The following is an 18,649-nucleotide window of genomic DNA, read 5'->3' as shown; positions in this document are numbered from 1 at the left end:
GCGGACCCGGCCAGTTTGCCCAGGGCATGACAGTTTGGATCGACGTGGCCGCAATAGATGACCTCTCCCCGTCCGCGCGAGAGCTGCTGAAGAAGGTGAAGCAGCGCTACATGAAGTCAGGCGACTTCAACGGGCTGCATGTCAGCACCACCCGGAACTCGCGCGACGAGATCGAGGCCGCCGTCGAGCTGGCCGACGCTGGCCTCATCGAGGTGGTAGGCCCAGGCGACTACCCGAACATCCACATCCGGCCCTGGCCTTCGCGGAGAACCGTCGCCGAGCAGATCGAAGAGCTTCGCGAGCTCTCCGAAGACGACTATGGAGTATGCCTCTACCCCACGGCGAAGGCACTGAAGCGGATGAAACTGCCCAAGAAGTTCGAAGACGCCCCGTTCACCAAGGCCATGGCGCGGGGCCGGTCCACGCTTGAGCTCGCCTTCTTTAGCTCGGACGTGCTCGAGGGCTATCGCAACGATGCCCGCTACAGATTCGGCATGAGCGACTTCGGAATCAACTTCTGGATGTCCGATGACGCTTACGACGACAAGGACCAGCCAAAGAAGGACAGAGTCAGCCTTATGCACCTCGGCTTCGCCTACGACATGCGCCAGCATGATCCGGAGGTCCGGGACTCCCCGATTGTCCGACGCGTCGCGGCCTTCTACGGTGACTTGGACGACCTCACACCCGAGCACCAGCAGCGCTGGGCGAGCTTTCAGGTCCATGAAGAGGGCATCACCCCTCACCCCGTCTGGTACGGCACCCAAATGGGCCACTGGCCGGACGGCATAGGACCGTTCGCCCGGCTCGCTCAGGAGCTCAAAGCCATCAGCGACCTCTACGAGAACGTGTGGGGCGCGCGTCTCTTCCGGTCCCACGAGCTGCCAGAAGACTTCGGCTGGATCCTTCGGGCGGACCAGCGGGAATGGGACCACTTCATTCACTCCTTCGACAAGCTCCTCTCGGACAACATCGACGGCGCAGCGCTCGACAAGGCCGAGGTTCCGCGGGTGAACGAGAAAAAGGAGCGTTTGGGCACCCTCAACCGCCTTGAGCTGTTCATGACGATGAACCATGTGAAGGCGGATGCTGTGAAGTGGGCGCTGAAGCCTCTACGCGAAGTCCGCGCGGCGCGGCAGAAGCCCGCCCACGCCCTGCGCGCCAACGTGACGGACCGCACGTTCGTCCGCAAGCAGCGGGACCTTTTGCACGACGTCGACGAAGTCCTGATCAACATCCGCCAGTGGCTGTCGAGCCACCCGCAAAATCGAGACTGGAAGGCGCCATGGCCCGACGCCAAAGACTATCCTCTCTGAGACAAGAACCCGATAAGTCCGAGAATTAAGCAGTCGGGGAAGGATGCGTTGGTGGCACAGCCCGGCGGATGCGCCAGTCGCTTCAATCGATCCTTCAGTCCATCAGGCCGGCCGTCCATCAAATACCCATCTAAAACACCCGTGACCGACCGGGAATGACCCGGTAGAATCCACATGGGGGAGTCGCCCGATTCCCCGTCTGACCAGGGAAAACGCGAGATTTCCGCAGTCTTCCGGAGGGTTCAAAAACCCTCCAAGGGGTCGCAGGTTCAAATCCTGTCAGCCCGACCAGAGTCGCTTTATTCGAACCATGGTTCGAGTAGATCGACGCAAGGTTGAACAACAGGGATGGCGTCGAGAAATCGGCGCCCTTTTTGTTGCCCACGAACTGACGTTCCAGGGTGGCTGAGACGCCTGTTTTGGCCCTTTCAGGCGGTCGGGAGATCGATTCCTGGGTCTTTGTTGTGCTGGACACAACGGGCGATCGGAAGGCGTGCTGGGCGGCCAGGATGTCGTCGAACGGGTGGTTGAGGGAAGGACGCACGACCCCCCGTTCGCCCACCCAGAAGTAGTTGTAGAAGGTTTCGTTGAGTAGGCGACGGACCCTGTCCGGCGCAGCGATGTAGGAAGCCTTCGGGTTAGATATCTGATCGAGAGCCTTGGACAGCAGATCAGCCCCGACAGCGATCTTGCTCTCGAGGTTGGCCAGTTCGTCCTGGATCCGATCCTTCTGCACTCGGAGCTCGTAGAGCTTCTGCCGGATCTTTATCGCGGGCAAAGCGCCGTCTGACGCCAAATCGATGAGCCGCGTCTCCTTGGCGTCCACCTCTCGCAGCCGATTACTCAGGGCAGCGGTGAGTATCCTGAAGTCCTGCTGCTCCCCGTCGAGAGTCCGCGTCAGTCGCTCGCGGACGTCCGCCTCGAATTCTGGCGCGAGCTGGAGCCAGTCGTAGGCTTCAATGATCTTGTCTTCGATCACGTAGGTCGGGATGTGCGGCAAGTCGCAGAGACCCTCCTGGCGAAGCCGACAGAAGTAGTACTCGTGGATACTCCCGGCATGCCCTTTGGTGCGCATGTAGATCATCCGGCTCTGGCGGCCTGCGGCATGGCAGCGCAGACAGTAGAGCATGCCCTTGAGGTAGTGATCATGCACACGGTCGCGTGAGCCCGATCCGCTTCGCGCGCTCATCACCTCCTGCACGAGGTCAAAAAGGTCTTGACCGACGATGGGCTCATGACGGCCCGGGTAGAGCTCGCCCTTGTAACTGACATAGCCGACGTAGTACGGATCTTTCAGCATGGCGTGGAGCTTGCTCGCAGAGACGGGCTGTTCGGGAGTCCGTGCCGTGCGGCGCGTGGTGAGTCCCAGATCGTCCATTGTGGCTTCGAGGCGGTCGATGGAGTACTTGCCCGTCGAGTAGAGCTCGAAGGCTTTGAGAACAAGCGGGGCTCGCTTCTCGTCTAGCCCGATGCTGTTGATCATGCGCCCCTCGATGTCTTTGCGGATATTGAGGTAACCCAGGCGCGCCTTGCTGACGGTGCCTCCGTTGATGGCCTTGTTGCGCATCTTGATCCGGATGTCTTCCCCACTGAGCTGGTTCTGGACTTGGTTCATGATGTCGGTGACCGCTTCCATGGCTTCGGCATAGGTGCCTTCGCCGAAGTCTTCCCGCGCCGAGAGAAGACGCACGCCCAGCTTGTCCAGATGGCGCCTCGTTATCGCGGCGTCCACGAAGTTGCGAAAAGCACGGGATCTGGCATAGACGATCACAAAGTCCACGTCGCGATGCTCGCCGAGGAACTTCATCATGTCCTTGAAGACGGGCCGCTTTTCGATGGTTTGAGCGGACACGCCCGGCTCGACGAACTCGTGAACGATGTCAGCGTTGAGAGACTGTGCTTTCTGCTGGCAGATGTCACGCTGGGTCGCGATCGAGTTGCCGTCCTTGTCGATGTCGATAGCGGTCTCCGTCTGCTTCTTGCTCGAGACACGCAGATACAGGACAGCCTTGTGTGGCTTGAGTTTGTCGATCTCTTCGATGGTCATAGTCAGACTCCTTGTGGTCGGGCCGTGCGGTTGAAGCGGTATTGCCAGGTGTGGCTGAAGGGAGTGCTGGCGGGGGTGCAGCGTGGGGCAGCTTCGACGATGCCGGTCTGCCGCAAGCGGACGGCCATGGCGGCTTCGGAAACGTGGAAAAGACCTGCGAGGTCGGCCGTGCGTTGAACTCCGCCGTAGTAGGCACGCTTGAGGAGCTTCTTGGGCACAAGGAGGCATCCGGCGAAGTAGTCGGCAGCTTGTTCGGCTTGCTGTTGGGCTGTGGTTTCCCGAGTGCCCATGTAGAGGGTGTCGGCCCGGTTGTGGTCGACGATGTGCTTGTACTCGTGGGCGAGGGTGAAGCGCTGGCGACAATAGTTCTCGTGCTTGTTGAGTTGGATGATCCAGGCGCTGCCGTTCCAGAAGCTTGCCCCCGAGACGGGTGCGTCGACAAGTTCGATCTCGATCTTGGGCAGTTCGGGAATGAGGCCGCTCGGGACAGGTCCGTCATCGATGTGATGGAGTTCGAGCAGTCGACTGGCCTGGTGCTCGGCGACGCGCAGGGCTTCACTCTGGTTGGTGACGATGCGGTTTGGGATGAGCGCCCGGAGACTGGCCAGGACGCTGCGCTCGGTGGTGAATGATGCTTTTGTGGTCATGGCTGTCTCCTTTCATATGAGAGCGTTATTCGTCCTCGCCAGCGGCGGGACCGTTATTGAGATGGATGCCATGGCGTTTGGCGACTTCTCGGAAATGCTCGTCGATTTCCTTGACGGCGCCTTCGGGCATGTCCTTGAATTTGGTGCGCAAATACGGCGTTAGGGCTGGCAGGTCGGATTCGCGGAGCAGGCTGGAGTCGGCCAGCAGCTCGGTCAACGAGACATTCAGGACATCGGCGATAGCACGGAGGTTGTCCATACGTGGGCTGCCAATCTGCCCGAGTTCGAGTCGGGTGATGGTGCCCTTGGCTACGCCGGCTTGCCGGGCCACTTCGCTGGCCGAGAGGCCGAGCTTCTCGCGTTGGTTACGGATGGCCTTGGCCAGTCCTTGTGCGTCGTATTCTTGCATTTCAATATTCTCCATCCATGATTATGGGCCTACCGTTCAACATATTCAACGATTTAAGCGAATTCTACAACGCCAAATCCATGGGCGGAGGAGGCGGATTAGTTTTATATTTCTGGGTCGTCGCGACTGAGGGATGCGTTCCTCCTTCCTGATGGCTGGGTAAATACCGGCAGGGGCAGCGGCTGGCCTGTTGGCCTGCCTGCTGTCCCTGCCGGGGTGGCTCGACTCAGCGTCCTCGGGGTGTGCGGGGCTTCTCCGTGGTCTGTTCATTGCCGAACAGACTGGCGATGGCCTCGCGGCGGGCAGCGGCTTCACGTTCGATTTCCGCCATGGCGGATTCGGCCTGCGAGGCCAGATCGGTATTGCCCTTGACGTTGGCGATGTGCGCCGTCAGAGCCTTCCTGATCTCGTCGGTGATGGTGCTGCCGCGCAGCTGGGCGATGAGCGTCAGCTGCGTGTGGACGTCCGGTTCGAGCCGGATGGCGAGAGTCTTCACTCCTGCCGGGTTGTGGCGATCGGTGCCGCCTGCGGGGGTCGTCATGACAACTCCTCGGTGTGTGCGACCGGCGGGACTTCGGGATGGAGTCCTGGTCACCGGCCGCAGTGCGCCGACGAGTCGTCCGACCCCTGGCCTTCATGCGGCCCGGGTTCCGTGGATGCGCTGGGTCGCCTCGCTGGCGTAGGTCGGGTTGAGTTCGATGCCGATCCAGTTCCGGTCCAGTTCTTCGGCGGCGACAGCGGTGGTGCCGCTACCAATGAAGGGGTCGAGGACGACGCCGGGCTCAGGCGGCCCTGGGTGACCACACTGGGGCTGGAGGGCGAGCCGGACAGCCGTGTGCCCGAGTCTTCTAACCGGCCTGACCCAGGGGGACCGACAGGTGCGGCAGCGGGCGGCGGGACTTCCGGCCTGGATGCAGCGCTCGGCGAGGGCACAGGGGAAGGCGGCGTGATGGCTGCCGGAGGCGGGTGCCGTGGGGATGGTCCAAACGTCGCCCGGGTTCTTTCCCAGTGGATGGCCTACCCTGCCCTCACGCTGGAGCGCCGCGAGTCCGTTGGTACGGTTCGCATTGGGCCCACGCCAGTCCTGTTGTCGTGGTGGATGACGGCTTCGCGAGACCCGTGGCCTAGCCGGCGTGGTGGTGTGCGGTGCGCGGATGGCGTCAAGGTCGAAGTGGTAGCGCGGCTGCTTGGCGAAGAAGTAGACGACTTCGTGGGCGGCGGTGAGCCGGCCGCGGACGCTAGAGGGCATCGGGTTGGGCTTGGCCCAGACAATCTTGTTCCGGAGAATCCAGCCATCCTCTTGGAGGAGCTTGGCGACGCGTTCGGGAGCAAGCAGGAGGCTCTTGGCGCGGGCGCCCTGGCGGGGGTGCATTGCGTAGGTGTCGCCGAGGTTGAGCCAGAGGGTGCCAGTCGGCACGAGCACGCGCCGAACTTCTCTGGCGATGTCGCGCACGGACTCGGCCCAATCGTCAACGGTGTATTCGAGGCCAAGCTGGCCGTCGCCGCCGTAATCCCGGAGCCGGAAGTACGGCGGGCTGGTCAGACACATGTCGACACTGGCGGACTCAAGGCGCTTGAGAGTATCCAGGGCATCACCGACAATGATCCGGTTGAGCGGCTCACCCATCGCCGTACCCCTCCATGAGACGGGCGGCCGTCTCATGCAGCGGGGCGACGGTATAGGTACCGGGCGAGTATTTGGGGCTGCCGTCGATGTCTCTGGTGAGATTTTCGCGGCGACGCTCGGCCGTCTGCTCGCGGGAGGCGTCCATCGCCCAGACGATGCCCGGGAAGCTGCCGTAGGTGCGCTGCTCTGCCCCTGTTGCCCGATAGGCCTCATAGGCATCGCACTTTCCGAGGAGCGTCGGCAAACTCTCCTGGCCGAGGTCGACCTCGACGAAGAAAGCGTCGACATCGGAGTCGCCGTAGTGCTCGGCCAGCTCGACGTACAGGTCAGGTTTGAGTGTTTGGGGCGCGCCGAGGAGGTCGGTGTAACGACGCCAGGCTTCATGCTCGGGTGCGAGGCGGACGATCTCAGCCCCGTGATCGTGGGCTTCGCGGAGAAGATCGACGGCGAGGTTGGCAATAGCCAGAGTGTGATCAACAAACCGTGCGGAAGGCTCCTCGGAGCGCTTACGCGGGCGTCCGGGGTGCCGCTCGCGCAGGATGCGGTCACCCACAGCATCAACGTAGTAGACCATCCCCTCGGAGCCCGAGTGAATTCCGCCGATGCGCCGGTTCAACACGCCGAGGACCCGCAGGTCGCGCAGCCGTGAGAGCACCAGGCGGCAGGTTCGCGCCGCCGTGTCCGCTGACTGGTGACCGCCAAAGTGGAACGCCTGGAGGTGTGCGGTGGTAAGGAACCGGTACCGCTCGACTGAGGTGAGGACGGCCAGGTCCCGGCTACTGAGCTGGGCAGCGATGTCCCGGAGCCGACGATGGCTCGTCCTCTTCCCGGTATGCGGAGCGGGATGGGTCAGAGGTCCGATATTCGGCGCCACTGTTCGGCCTGTTCCCGCACTGACCGGTGCGGATGCGGCTGCACGAGCTGACGCGATCGGGGGGCCGAGCGGTGGGGCGTCCTTCGCGTTCATGGCTGGCTCCTTCGGCGCTTACCGGTACTCCCTCCCGCGCCGGTTTCCGGCGTGGCGACCCGGTAGAGCTGCTCATCGACGAGAGCCGCGGGCGTGCCATGGGCGGTGCGGCTGGCTCGCCTCACCGTCTCGGGTGAGCTGGTCGACCGTGGAGTGTCAAGGGTGCGTCCGGAGGCCCAATCGGTCACGGCGCCGTTTCGGACCAGCTGGGCGTAGACGTGGCGGGCTGGCAGCGCCATGAAGTCCTCGGGGTCGAGGCCTGGAGCCATGGCGGCAGCGGCTTTCGCGTCGCGGGCGGCGAGCTGGAAGAAGATGCGCGAACGGCAGTTGGCCTCGAAAGCAGTGCGGAGGCTTTGGGGGAGTTGGTCGAGGTACTGGTGGGAAACGTGAAACGCCGCGCCGAGGCTCCGCGAAGTCGCCAGAGCGTCGCTCAGGTCGGTGGGGAGCCGCAGGTACTCCTGGACCTCGTCTAGGACGACAGTCACTACGTCCCTGTCTTGAGGCGGGATGGCCGCCCGCTCCTGGATGGCCTGCCATAGTTCGGCGACAACGAGGGCGCCGAGGAGCTGGGCTGCCTCGGGCCCGATGACGCCCTTCTGCAGTGGCACGAGCAGAATCTTCCGCTCGGTGAACACCTGCCGGAGGTTGAAGCGGGGATCGGGCTGGGCCAGGATGCGCCGCAGGTGCGTGTCGAGCAGCGGGCGGACCTTGTTCATCAGCGGGGCGACAACCTGGGCGGCACCGTCTGGGGAGAGCTGGTCAAACCAATGCCAGAACGGTCCGGCTGAGATCGGGTCGGCAGCCGCGATGGGCTGGACGATCCGGGTGCGGAAGGCACGGTTTCCGAGCAGCAGGGGCAGCTGGGCCAGGTTCGCGCCGTCAGTGTGCGCCAGGGCGCCGAGGGCGTGGCGGAGAATGTCGCTGCTACGCGGCCCGAGTTGGTCGCCGTACAGGGCGCGGAAGCTACCAAAGAGCTGGTCAGCGACGAGTGACGGGCTGCGGCCGTGACGATCGAGCGGGTTGATGCCGACCGGGGCCTCGTCCAGGGGGTCGACCAGGACAATGTCCTTGACGCGCTCGGGCGGGATGTGGTGCAGCAGGTCGCGGATGAGGTCTTTCGGCTCGATAACGACGATTCCCCTGCCTACTGTCATGTCGGCGATGAGCAGGTTCAGCAGCAACGAGGACTTGCCAACGCCGGTCGGTCCCATGGCCCAGACATGGCGGGTGCTGTCGGCAACCGAGAGCCCCAGTGAGATGTGCTCGCTACCGGGAGCTGTCGATTCGGCAACGATTCGATCCCCAACCGCAGCGGCGAAGGATGGACGAATGGGTCGCGGATGGGCTGGTGGCTGGCCTGGGTAGACGGCCTCGCTGCTGGTGGTCGGCCAGGCGCTCAGGCGGCCGACTTCAGTTACGGTGAGGTGCTGACCGACGGGGGTAAGCAAGGGCCATGAGCTGCTGGGCTGATTGAGCCTGTCGGGGCGCTCGGGCCGGAAGACAAACCGCATCCCAGGGGCGCTCAGGGAGCGAAAGGCGTTTACGACGCCGCGGACGAGGCTCAGGGCGCGAGGCTCATTGGCGGCATGCACGCCGAGCCGGATGACAGCGGCAAAACCCGGTTCGGCACGCTTGGACTCCACACTGCGGCGGACGCCTGCCCGCTGCTCGGGCTGGATGCCGGCTGTAAGGAGTGAGGCGAAGCTCTGGTCGATGCGGGGCTGATCCTTCGGGGTCAGGCGCGGGGCGATGCGCGGGCCGAGGACAACCTGGACAACCATCCGCTCCGATCCTGTCACTGCCATCAGGGCAGCCAGGATGGCCCGCGTCGAGCCATCGGCGTCGTTTGCCTGGAGCGGCTGGGCTGCGGGGGAGAAGGCCACCCTGCCCGCTGAGGCAGCCGGGATGCGCTCGTCGTCGACGTCGACAACGAGCGCGTCGGGGACGAGCTGCTCGACATCACGACGAACGGCGGCGACATGACGGCGCTGAGCGCCGACAAAATACTGCACGCCTGTCCGGTCGGCCCGCGCCTCGAGGATGATGAGCGGGGCGTGGATCTGGGCGGCCCAGCTGCGCAGCAGACCGATGGCATGGGTGTCATCTAGAGGTTTTGGCCAGTAGATGCGCTGCCAGACGAGCTGGTCGAGGCGATGGTCGCGGCTACTCACGGTCGGTAGCCTCCCGCTGCCGCGTGGGGCGTGAGGCGCGGTGCTGCGCCTGGGCTTCCCGCTCGGCTTCAGCTTGGGCCAGAGCGATCGCCGCGCGACTGAGCTTGCGCAGGTCTGGTCGCTCGCGCTGGACGCCCTCGACGATGATGCGGCGCTCTGGTGGCTGCGGATGGTGCTTGCGAATGTTCTTGGTCATGATTGTTTCCCTCCTTTCTGCCGGTGCTGTGGCTTGATTGACCGGGTCGTTCAATTTGTTGAACGATCTGTTGTCTACTATGCGTTCAATAAGTTGAACGTTCAAGGGAATTTGTCCAAACCACAACACCGGCAGGTAGGCCATACTTGCGGACTATTGGCGGCGTGATTTCAGTAGCGGCCCCGTAGGTAGCGCAGCAATGCCCAGCCACCCCATGCGAGCGTGACGACCCCGACAGCCGCAACGAGAAACGGCAGGATGGCCTGCAGTACCTGAGTTGCGCAGTAGAGGGCGATGGCAGCGAGCAGAATCGACATGCACGCCCCAATGGCCCGGTCGAACCAAGACTTCGGATCGTTCTCGCTCACCGGTGACGTTCCATCGCCAGATCGCCCAGATGCTGCTGCTTCACAGCGACCACTCGGATGATGTGAAGTTTTCGAGCATGACGAATAACCCCTCTCTTGGAGGCATGGTTGAGAAAAGAAAGGAATCCGAACGGATTTTCGGTAGTGCGGCTACCGGCGGCGGTGTATCTCTCGAAGGGCGTCGCGGTAGTAGTCGTAGAGCCGCTCGATCGCCTCATCGGCGTCCCGACGTGCGCGGAGCCGTCTAATTTGGACTGCCAAGGCGTTGCCTAGACAAAGCATTGCCAGGATGACGGCCGAGACGACGATGAGGACGACAAGAGTCGCCATGGCGACTTAGCGATCGGCCTTGGGCCAGGTCTCCAGCGCTGTGAGCGCCAGAGCGGCCATCTGCTGGGACACCAGGGCCAAGTGCCGAGCCATTGCCGGAGCTTCGGTTTTGAGTGTGCCGGACGTGTGGTCGAGTTCCTCGACGAGTGAAGTCAGTCGGGCGACAAACGCCCTTGCGACCTCCTCGTGGTCGAAAGTGACCGGCTCAGCCTGAGTACGGAACGGGGAGCCAAAGACGTGGCGCATCGCGAGTCCCCTTCTAACGCTGGAACCTGCGGACTTCCCACGCCGCGTACTCGGCGAAGGAATCGGCGATGTAGTTCAGGCGATCGGCGGCGCGTGGGTCGCCGTTAGCCTGAAACTCAGCTTCCCGGCTGAGCATCGCGCTCAGATGCATGCCGGTGGCGGCTACGTACCCGGCCGCCTGCACGCGCGCCGCGGTGACGAACCCGTTGGCGACCTCTGCATTTTGACGGCGCTGGAGCGCCTTGCCCTCAGAACGGGAGAATCCTTCGGGTGCGTTGTAGGGGGTCAGCTTGCCGCTCGGGCGGGGAATAAGCTCAGTCATCGGTATGCCTTCCTGCTATGGGATTCGGCTCGCCCTCTTGAACGAAAGCCGTATATCTAGCGTGGAGTGGCAGAGCGGTACCGGTCACTGACACAAAACTGACAGCGTCCACGTAGGGCCATCCACACGCAGCTCGCGAGCGCTAATCTGCAGGAAACGACGGCATTGGAAGACTGGAACGGCTGATGATTGACGACCCGCTTCGTGAGGAACTCCACAAGGAGCTGCGGACGTTTCGGCGTGGCGCAGGGCCCCTCACCCTGCAGCGATTGTCTGGCCTGGATCAACTGACAGACTTCGTCGGGCACGGCAGCGTAGAGCAGGCGTTCGATGTTCTGATGCACCTTGCAGCCGTGCATGACGACGGCGAGGACGGCACGATCCGCGCCTTCTTTGAGTCAAGCGGGCTGAATACTGCTGGAGATAATCTTGACCAGCGACTTGGGGAATGCTCCCGGAAGCGCTTCGTGACAGAACGGACAATTCTTCGTCGCAGTGACAGGGGTGCCGTCCAGCTCAGCCACATCATTCGCGACGGGTATTTATACGATCGGCCGCTCGGAAATGTTTATGCCGCTCAAATCGAGAACGATACTCAAAGCCTACTTTCGGTTGGCCTCGGCATCGAGGTACCGGAGGGCATGGGATATCGCCGCCCAAAGGTGTTCATCGACAACGCTCTGCAGGATCGTCCCTTCGCCCTCGGAGAATCAAAGCTTCGTGACATGCTCCGGGCATACGAGACATTCGATGTCCCGCTCGACCTTTCCAAACCGGATGTCGATGAGCCGATCGCCACTATTACGATTCATTGGATCATGCCTGTTTGGGTTAGCTGGATGCTCGGTGCTCACTTTACGAATCCTAACCTATTTGCGACGGTAAGTGTCGAGCGAAAGAGTTCCGCGCAAATCGATGTCCGTCGCGTGGAATTCAAAAACAAAGATCCCTACTCTACTGCAGGGAAATAAGAGGACGCTTAGCAGTCTTAAAAAGCACTCGATGATTTACGAAAAAGGCAATTCAGGTTAAAATCAGAGCAGATGTCGTACCCCTATGGGAGCTAAGCTCTCGGGCGACGACGCTCCGCCTGAAGAGCACACGGCATACCGCTACCGAGATTTGTCGGTGCCCGCTGCTAAGTTGAGAGCACATCCTCAGGGGAACCAACGTAAGCGCGCCCAGGCGCAAGGAGTATGACAGACCTATGGCCGAAGCCACCAAGGAAGCACAGCGCGCCGAGCTACACAAGACGATCTGGCGGATCGCGAATGACCTGCGTGGCAGCGTCGACGGCTGGGACTTCAAGAGCTACGTGCTCGGCATTCTGTTCTACCGGTTCATCTCCGAGAACCTGACGGCCTACCTCAATGAGCTCGAGGTGGCAGCCGGGGACCTGGACTTCGACTACACCAAGCTCTCGGACAGTGACGCCGAGTTTGGGCGTAAGGACACCGTCGCTGAGAAGGGTTTCTATATCCTGCCCTCTGAGCTCTTCTCCAACGTCCGCAAGCTTGCGGCTCAGGATGAGAACCTCAACGAGACCCTCGCCGCCATCTTCAAGAACATCGAGGGATCAGCGTCAGGTACCGATAGTGAAGATGACCTCAAGGGTCTCTTCGACGACCTTGATGTCAACAGCTCGAAGCTAGGCAACACCGTAGAGAAGCGCAACAAGAAGCTCGCGGGACTGCTGGACGCCATCGGCGACTTGCCGCTCGGCAACTTCCACGACCACACCATCGACCTGTTCGGCGACGCCTACGAGTACCTCATGCAGATGTACGCCTCGCAGGCCGGTAAATCAGGCGGCGAGTACTACACGCCACAGGAGGTCAGCGAGTTGCTCGCCCGTATCGCTGTTGCGGGCAAGACGTCCGTCAACAAGGTGTATGACCCAGCGGTCGGATCAGGCTCGCTACTCCTCAAGTTCGCGAAGGTGCTAGGTAAAGACAACGTCCGACAAGGGTTCTTCGGTCAGGAGATTAATCTGACGACCTACAACCTGGCGCGGATCAACATGTTCCTGCATGACATCAACTACGAGAAGTTCGACATCCGCCACGGTGATACCCTCACCGACCCTCAACACTGGGACGACGAGCCGTTCGAGGCCATCGTGTCCAATCCGCCCTACTCGATCAAATGGGAGGGCGACGCCAACCCGCTGCTGATCAATGACCCCAGGTACTCGCCTGCGGGAGTGCTCGCGCCGAAGTCGAAGGCCGATCTCGCGTTTACCATGCACATCCTGTCATGGCTGGCCGTCAACGGCACCGCTGCGATCGTCGAATTCCCTGGGGTGCTCTACCGAGGTGGAGCGGAGCAGAAGATCCGCAAGTACCTGATCGACAACAATTACGTCGACACCGTCATCCAGCTACCTCCTGACCTGTTCTTCGGTACTACGATCGCGACCTGCATCCTCGTGCTGAAAAAGTCAAAGAAGGACAACTCCGTCCTCTTTATTGATGCATCCGCCGAGTCCAAGCGGGTCGGCAACAAGAACAAGCTTCTCCTGGACAACCAGGAGAGGATCCTCGACGCATTCGTCGTTCGCAAGACTGTCGATCACTTCACCGCTCTCGTTGCGAATCAGGACATCGCCGAGAATGGCTACAACATTTCCGTTTCGTCTTATGTCGAGCAGGAAGACACCCGCGAAGCGGTTGACATTACCGAGCTCAATGCGACAATCGCCCGTATCGTCGCCCGACAGGCCGAACTCCGCACTGCCATCGACGCCATCGTCGCTGACCTGGAGGACGCGTCGTGAGCGCCGATCGTGTCTATGTGGCAGCTTGTGTCGAACAGCGACTTAAGCTTCACGCCGAGGGTGTGTCGTGAGCCGCATCGCAGACTTGATCAAAGAATTCGCCCCGAACGGAGTCCAGTTCAAGACGCTTGGCGATATCGCCAAGCTAGTGCGCGGCAACGGAATGCCGAAGACAGACCTCACGGACGAGGGCGTCGGCGCGATTCACTACGGGCAGATCTACACGCGCTACGGCGTATGGACGACGAGCACTATATCATTCGTCGAACCAGCAACCGCAGCCAAGCTCGCTGAGGCCGCACCGGGCGATATCATCATTACGAACACCAGCGAGAACGTCGAGGACGTCGGTAAGGCAGTCGCCTGGCTCGGTGAGGAGCCAATTGTAACCGGCGGACACGCCACGGTGATCAAGCACGACCAAGACCCAAAGTTCCTCTCGTACTGGTTTCAGTCCGAGTCGTTCTTTGCCCAGAAGAAGGCGCTCGCGACGGGCACCAAGGTCATCGACATCTCAGCGAAGCAGCTTGCAAAAGTTCGCGTCCCGGTACCGCCCCTCGAAGTCCAGCGGGAAATCGTCAGAATCTTGGATCATTTCGCCGAGCTGGAAGCGGAGTTGGAAGCGGAACTGCAATCGGAGTTGGAAGCTCGGCGCCGCCAATATGCCTTCTACCGGGACGAACTCTTGACCTCTTCCGAGCACCGAGGCGTTCGGAAGATTCCCCTAGGTCAGCTTGCGGACTTCAAGTACGGCTTCACCGCCAGCGCTGCCAACACCGGTGCCTATCGCTTCCTACGCATCACCGATATCACTCCCTGGGGACAACTCTCCGCTGATGGGGCGAAGTACGTGGAACCCTCGTCGACAGCACGTGAGTACGTCGTTGAGCCAGGTGATCTCCTGATGGCGCGAACTGGTGCGACGTACGGAAAGACGATGCTCGTAGGCTCTGATGAGCCGCCCGCAGTCTACGCATCATTTCTGATTCGTATTCGATTCAAGCAACCGAACGTGCTCCCCGCATATTACTGGCACTTTGCGCAGAGCGACCTCTACTGGTCGCAGGCCCGCGCGATGGTGAGTACAGGAGGTCAACCTCAGTTCAACGCGAATGTGCTCAAGCTTGTCGAAATCCCTGTGCCGTCAGTTGAGGAACAGGAGCGGATGGTCAACATGCTCGATAAGTTCAATGCGCTCGTGAACGACCTTAGCGTGAGTCTTCCGGCCGAATTGACCGCCCGTCGCCAGCAGTACAAGTTCTACCGCGATCGTCTCCTTACCTTTGAGGATGCCACGGCATGAGCGAGTCACCTGCACGCAAGTACGATCCGATCGCCATCTCGTCCGAGAGTACGGTTGTAGCCGAGTACGTCGCCGACGCGCAGTCCGCCAGCGCGTACCAGTCGGAGGCAGACCTCGAGCGCGAGTTCATCAAGCTGCTGGAGTCGCAGGCGTACGAGTACTTGGCGATCACCTCCGAAGCTGAGCTCGTCGCGAACCTGCGCCGTCAGCTTGAGCTTTTGAATGACGTGACGTTTTCGGACACGGAGTGGCTGCAGTTCTTCGCCGAGCGGATCGCAGGTGCCAACGATGGCATCGTCGAGAAGACTGTTCGGATCCAGGAGGATCACGTCCAGCTTCTGATGCGCGATGACGGGTCGACGAAGAACATCAGCCTTATTGACAAGAAGAACATCCACAACAACCGTCTCCAGGTCATCAATCAGTACGAGATTGGTAAGGGTGGCAACGGCGGCAACTACGCCAACCGCTATGACGTAACGGTGCTGGTCAACGGGCTGCCCATGGTGCATATCGAGCTGAAGCGTCGCGGCGTCGACATCCGCGAGGCGTTCAACCAGATCAACCGGTACCAGCGTGACAGCTTCTGGGCCGGCTCCGGCCTGTTCGAGTACGTGCAGCTGTTCGTGATCAGCAACGGCACGCTCACGAAGTACTACTCGAACACGACGCGGCGCCAGCACATCTCGGAGAGCGCCAGTGCCAAGAAGACCAAACGCCAGACCTCGAACTCGTTCGAGTTCACGTCCTGGTGGTCGGATGCGGCCAACCGGCCTATCCAAGACCTGACGGCATTCGGTAGGACATTCTTCGCCAAGCACGCGCTGCTCAATATCCTCACCCGCTACTGTGTGCTGACGGCCGACCGGATGCTGCTAGTAATGCGTCCCTACCAGGTGGTGGCGACCGAACGGATCCTGCAGAAGATCGAGATCTCGACCAACTACAAGCAGCTTGGCAGCGTCGCCGCCGGTGGGTACGTCTGGCACACCACCGGATCGGGCAAGACGCTGACGTCGTTCAAGACTGCGCAATTGGCGAGCAAGTTGGAAAGTGTCAGCAAGGTCCTCTTCGTGGTCGACCGCAAGGACCTCGACTACCAGACGATGCGCGAGTACGACCGCTTCGAGAAAGGTGCCGCCAACTCCAACACCTCGACCGCAGTGCTCAAGAAGCAGCTGGAGAACCCGCAAGCGCGAATCATCATCACCACGATCCAAAAGCTCGCGACGTTCATCAACGCCAACAAGGGCCACAGCATCTTTGACGGCCACGTCGTCATCATCTTCGACGAGTGTCACCGATCGCAGTTCGGCGACATGCACACCGCGATCACCAAGGCGTTCAAGCGCTACAACTTATTTGGCTTCACCGGGACGCCGATCTTCGCAACCAACGCAGGCAGCGGCGGCAACCCGCACTTGAAGACAACGGAGCATGCATTCGGCGACAAGCTACACACCTACACGATCAAGGACGCGATCAACGACAAGAACGTCCTACCCTTCAAAGTCGATTACATCAGCACGATCAAAGTCGGTACGCCTGACGACAAGCAGGTGTCGGCGATCGATACCGAACGAGCACTACTGGCGCCTGAGCGGGTCAGCAAGATCGTCAGCTACACGCTCGAACACTTCGACCAGAAGACCAAGCGCTCCAGCGGCTACAGCCACTCCGTGATCACTAATGTCGAGGACCTGGTGGGTCGCAACCCGAAGGTAGCCGACGAGATCAAGCAGAGGAAGCGCGTGAAGGGCTTCAATGCGCTATTTGCGACCGCCTCGATTGACGCGGCGCGGCGTTACTACAGCCAGTTCAAGCTGCAGCAGGAAGCGCTCACGCCAGACCGTCGGCTCAAAATCGGCTTGATCTACTCCTTCGCCGCCAATCCGGACATGGAAGACGGCGCGCTCGATGAGGAGGACTTCGATACGGATGCGCTGAGCGGCGACGCTCGCTCGTTCCTGGAGGAAGCCATCCAGGACTATAACCGCATCTTCGGCAGCAGCTACGACACCTCGGCCGACCGCTTCCAGAACTACTACAAAGACCTGTCGCTACGGATGAAGAACCGCGAGATCGACCTGGTCATCGTGGTCAACATGTTCCTCACCGGCTTCGACGCTACGACGTTGAACACGCTGTTCGTGGACAAGAACCTCCGCTCCCATGGCCTGATCCAGGCATACTCGCGAACTAACCGCATCCTGAACTCGGTCAAGACATACGGCCACATCGTCACCTTCCGCGACCTCGAGGAAGAGACCAACGACGCGATCGCCCTGTTCGGCAACAAAGACGCCAAGGGCATCGTGATGCTGAAGCCGTACGGCGACTACTACGGCGAGTACAGCGAGAAGGTCAACGAGCTGCTCACCCAGTTCCCGCTCGGCACCCCGATTGAGGGCGAGGCTGCGCAGAAGGAGTTCATCAAGCTCCTTGGCGCCATTCTGCGCCTGCAGAACATCCTGACCTCGTTCGACGAGTTCGCCGGAAACGAGATCCTGACCGAGCGGCAGAACCAGGACTATCGAAGCATCTACCTCGATCTCTACGCCGAGTTCCGCAAGGGCGGCGACTCTGAAAAGGAGTCGATCAACGAGGACGTCGTCTTCGAGATCGAGCTGGTCAAACAGGTCGAGATCAACGTCGACTACATCCTCATGCTCGTCCAAAAATACCGCGACGAGCGCGGCGACGGCGAGGACAAAGAGCTGCGCGCCGAGATCACCCGTGCCATCGACTCCAGCCCATCGCTCCGCAATAAGCGCGACCTCATCGAAGACTTCGTCGATCGCGTCTCAGCCAAAGGAGATGTCGACGACGAGTGGCAGCGCTACGTCGCTGAACGCCGCGAATCCGAGCTCACCCAGATCATCGAAGACGAGAACCTGCGCCCAGAGGAAACGAGGAGCTTCGTCGACGCTTCGTTCCGCGAAGGGTCACTGCGCGCGACAGGTATCGCTATCACGAAGGTACTGCCACCGGTGTCGCGATTCTCGGCCGAGGGGGGCCACGGTGAGAAGAAGCAGCGTGTGCTAGCGAAATTGGGCGCGTTCTTTGAACGATTCTTCGGACTTAGTGCAGGGCGTGGAGAGTCGTGACGGCCTTGACGAAGCAACAAGTGATGCGTCTGGTGAACAGGTATATCGGTGTCTCCGGTGGTTACCTCGGCGACTTTAGCTATCGGACTCACGCTGACTTTTACCCGGAGTACTGCGGGATTTACGACGTTGAGACCGATGCGTACGAGGGAACGACCCGGCAACGGTTCATCGAGATTTTGCTATCAAGAACTCCTCATGATCAAGCCAAGATCCTGCGTGGGGTGATCGCAAAATTTGGGGAATCGGACGGCTCGAACCCCGAGCGCCTAGCACTCCGCTCAGAAATTGAGACGTGGGCACTCGAAGTGGAGCGAGGTCCTTCCGTAGCTACCCCTTCACCAACATCCACTCGAGACGTTGTTGTTCGAGCGCTTGTTGATGCCGACACACTGCTGCGAACGAGTGGCCCGATCAGCGCCGTCGATCGGATCCACACAGCGCTGCACGGACATCTCTTGTCGCTCTGCGACGCAGCTAGCATAGTTTTGCCCAGCGACCCCTCTATCACCGTCGCACTCAAAGCTCTACGCGAGAACCACCCAAGGATGCACGCATCGGGGGCGCGCTCCGCCGATGTCACACAAGTGCTCTACGCAATGTCGAATGTACTGGATAAGCTCAATACAATAAGAAACAATGCTAGCCTGGCGCACCCAAATCAAACGCTTCTTAACGAACCAGAGGCTCGGCTGGCCATCAATGCCGGAAAGACGGTATTCGCTTATGTTGATGAAAAATTGGGCATAAAGGTGCCGAAACTGTGAAGGAATTGCAAACCTATGTCCGAGTCTGACGAACGGCCACTGTCCGAGCA

General features: G+C 60.9%; 18 protein-coding genes. 6 read left to right on the top strand and 12 right to left on the bottom strand.

The genetic code is table 11. The annotated features are described in order from the left end of the window. Window positions 1-44 precede the first annotated feature (44 nt). Entirely contained in the window at window positions 45-1,316 is a 1,272-nt protein-coding gene (locus E6A21_RS04935; protein ID WP_246036199.1) for a hypothetical protein, read from the top strand. Window positions 1,317-1,446: 130 nt separating this feature from the next. Here E6A21_RS04935 and E6A21_RS04930 read toward each other — a convergent pair whose 3' ends face one another. The 12 genes from E6A21_RS04930 to E6A21_RS04875 all read right to left on the bottom strand — a co-directional run bounded on the left by E6A21_RS04930 (window position 1,447) and on the right by E6A21_RS04875 (window position 10,646). Further along, entirely contained in the window at window positions 1,447-3,363 is a 1,917-nt protein-coding gene (locus tag E6A21_RS04930; RefSeq protein ID WP_138443007.1) for a recombinase family protein, read from the bottom strand. A gap of 2 nt (window positions 3,364-3,365) precedes the next feature. Further along, window positions 3,366-4,010 (bottom strand): ImmA/IrrE family metallo-endopeptidase, encoded by a 645-nt coding sequence (locus E6A21_RS04925; RefSeq protein WP_138443006.1) that lies wholly within the window; start codon window positions 4,008-4,010, stop codon window positions 3,366-3,368. Between the two features lie 25 nt (window positions 4,011-4,035). Further along, window positions 4,036-4,419 carry a helix-turn-helix domain-containing protein gene (locus E6A21_RS04920; protein WP_138443005.1) on the bottom strand — a complete coding sequence of 128 codons (384 nt, stop codon included), beginning with the start codon at window positions 4,417-4,419 and terminating at the stop codon, window positions 4,036-4,038. 226 nt (window positions 4,420-4,645) lie between these two features. Continuing rightward, the gene (locus E6A21_RS04915; RefSeq protein ID WP_138443004.1) at window positions 4,646-4,960 is read right to left on the bottom strand and encodes a hypothetical protein; all 315 of its coding nucleotides are present in this window, start codon (window positions 4,958-4,960) and stop codon (window positions 4,646-4,648) included. A 93-nt stretch (window positions 4,961-5,053) separates the two neighbouring features. Beyond that, complete coding sequence (locus E6A21_RS04910; protein WP_212745869.1) at window positions 5,054-5,968, bottom strand: DNA-methyltransferase; 915 nt, start codon at window positions 5,966-5,968, stop codon at window positions 5,054-5,056. A 70-nt stretch (window positions 5,969-6,038) separates the two neighbouring features. After that, entirely contained in the window at window positions 6,039-7,013 is a 975-nt protein-coding gene (locus E6A21_RS04905) for a replication-relaxation family protein (RefSeq protein ID WP_138443002.1), read from the bottom strand. Continuing rightward, window positions 7,010-9,184 carry a type IV secretory system conjugative DNA transfer family protein gene (locus E6A21_RS04900; protein WP_138443001.1) on the bottom strand — a complete coding sequence of 725 codons (2,175 nt, stop codon included), beginning with the start codon at window positions 9,182-9,184 and terminating at the stop codon, window positions 7,010-7,012. The genes E6A21_RS04905 and E6A21_RS04900 overlap by 4 nt, the downstream gene beginning before the upstream one ends. Then, window positions 9,177-9,380, bottom strand: coding sequence for a hypothetical protein (locus E6A21_RS04895; protein ID WP_138443000.1), 204 nt, complete (start codon window positions 9,378-9,380; stop codon window positions 9,177-9,179). Before E6A21_RS04895 ends, E6A21_RS04900 begins: the two co-directional genes overlap by 8 nt. A 170-nt stretch (window positions 9,381-9,550) precedes the next feature. Continuing rightward, window positions 9,551-9,748 carry a hypothetical protein gene (locus E6A21_RS04890; RefSeq protein ID WP_138442999.1) on the bottom strand — a complete coding sequence of 66 codons (198 nt, stop codon included), beginning with the start codon at window positions 9,746-9,748 and terminating at the stop codon, window positions 9,551-9,553. A 150-nt stretch (window positions 9,749-9,898) separates the two neighbouring features. Then, window positions 9,899-10,078, bottom strand: a complete 180-nt coding sequence (locus E6A21_RS04885; RefSeq protein WP_138442998.1) for a hypothetical protein — start codon at window positions 10,076-10,078, stop codon at window positions 9,899-9,901. 6 nt (window positions 10,079-10,084) lie between these two features. After that, complete coding sequence (locus tag E6A21_RS04880; RefSeq protein ID WP_138442997.1) at window positions 10,085-10,324, bottom strand: hypothetical protein; 240 nt, start codon at window positions 10,322-10,324, stop codon at window positions 10,085-10,087. 13 nt (window positions 10,325-10,337) lie between these two features. Beyond that, on the bottom strand, window positions 10,338-10,646 hold the full coding sequence (locus tag E6A21_RS04875) for a hypothetical protein (RefSeq protein WP_138442996.1): 309 nt from the start codon (window positions 10,644-10,646) through the stop codon (window positions 10,338-10,340). Window positions 10,647-10,831: 185 nt separating this feature from the next. On the opposite strand from E6A21_RS04875, the gene E6A21_RS04870 reads away from it, so the two are divergent. The 5 genes from E6A21_RS04870 to E6A21_RS04850 all read left to right on the top strand — a co-directional run bounded on the left by E6A21_RS04870 (window position 10,832) and on the right by E6A21_RS04850 (window position 18,599). Next, complete coding sequence (locus E6A21_RS04870) at window positions 10,832-11,617, top strand: hypothetical protein (protein ID WP_138442995.1); 786 nt, start codon at window positions 10,832-10,834, stop codon at window positions 11,615-11,617. A gap of 236 nt (window positions 11,618-11,853) precedes the next feature. Then, window positions 11,854-13,422, top strand: coding sequence for a type I restriction-modification system subunit M (locus E6A21_RS04865; RefSeq protein WP_138442994.1), 1,569 nt, complete (start codon window positions 11,854-11,856; stop codon window positions 13,420-13,422). Between the two features lie 67 nt (window positions 13,423-13,489). Beyond that, window positions 13,490-14,725: a restriction endonuclease subunit S gene (locus tag E6A21_RS04860; protein WP_138442993.1), complete on the top strand. Its 1,236-nt coding sequence runs from the start codon at window positions 13,490-13,492 to the stop codon at window positions 14,723-14,725. Beyond that, window positions 14,722-17,832, top strand: coding sequence for a type I restriction endonuclease subunit R (locus E6A21_RS04855; protein WP_138442992.1), 3,111 nt, complete (start codon window positions 14,722-14,724; stop codon window positions 17,830-17,832). Before E6A21_RS04860 ends, E6A21_RS04855 begins: the two co-directional genes overlap by 4 nt. Then, the gene (locus tag E6A21_RS04850; RefSeq protein ID WP_212745868.1) at window positions 17,829-18,599 is read left to right on the top strand and encodes an abortive infection family protein; all 771 of its coding nucleotides are present in this window, start codon (window positions 17,829-17,831) and stop codon (window positions 18,597-18,599) included. The genes E6A21_RS04855 and E6A21_RS04850 overlap by 4 nt, the downstream gene beginning before the upstream one ends. The last annotated feature ends 50 nt before the right edge of the window (window positions 18,600-18,649 follow it).

The sequence above is a fragment of the Sinomonas susongensis genome (assembly GCF_005877005.1).
Lineage (GTDB): Bacteria > Actinomycetota > Actinomycetes > Actinomycetales > Micrococcaceae > Sinomonas > Sinomonas susongensis.
Note: the sequence above shows the minus strand (reverse complement) of the source record. Positions and strands in the feature narration are given on the sequence as shown.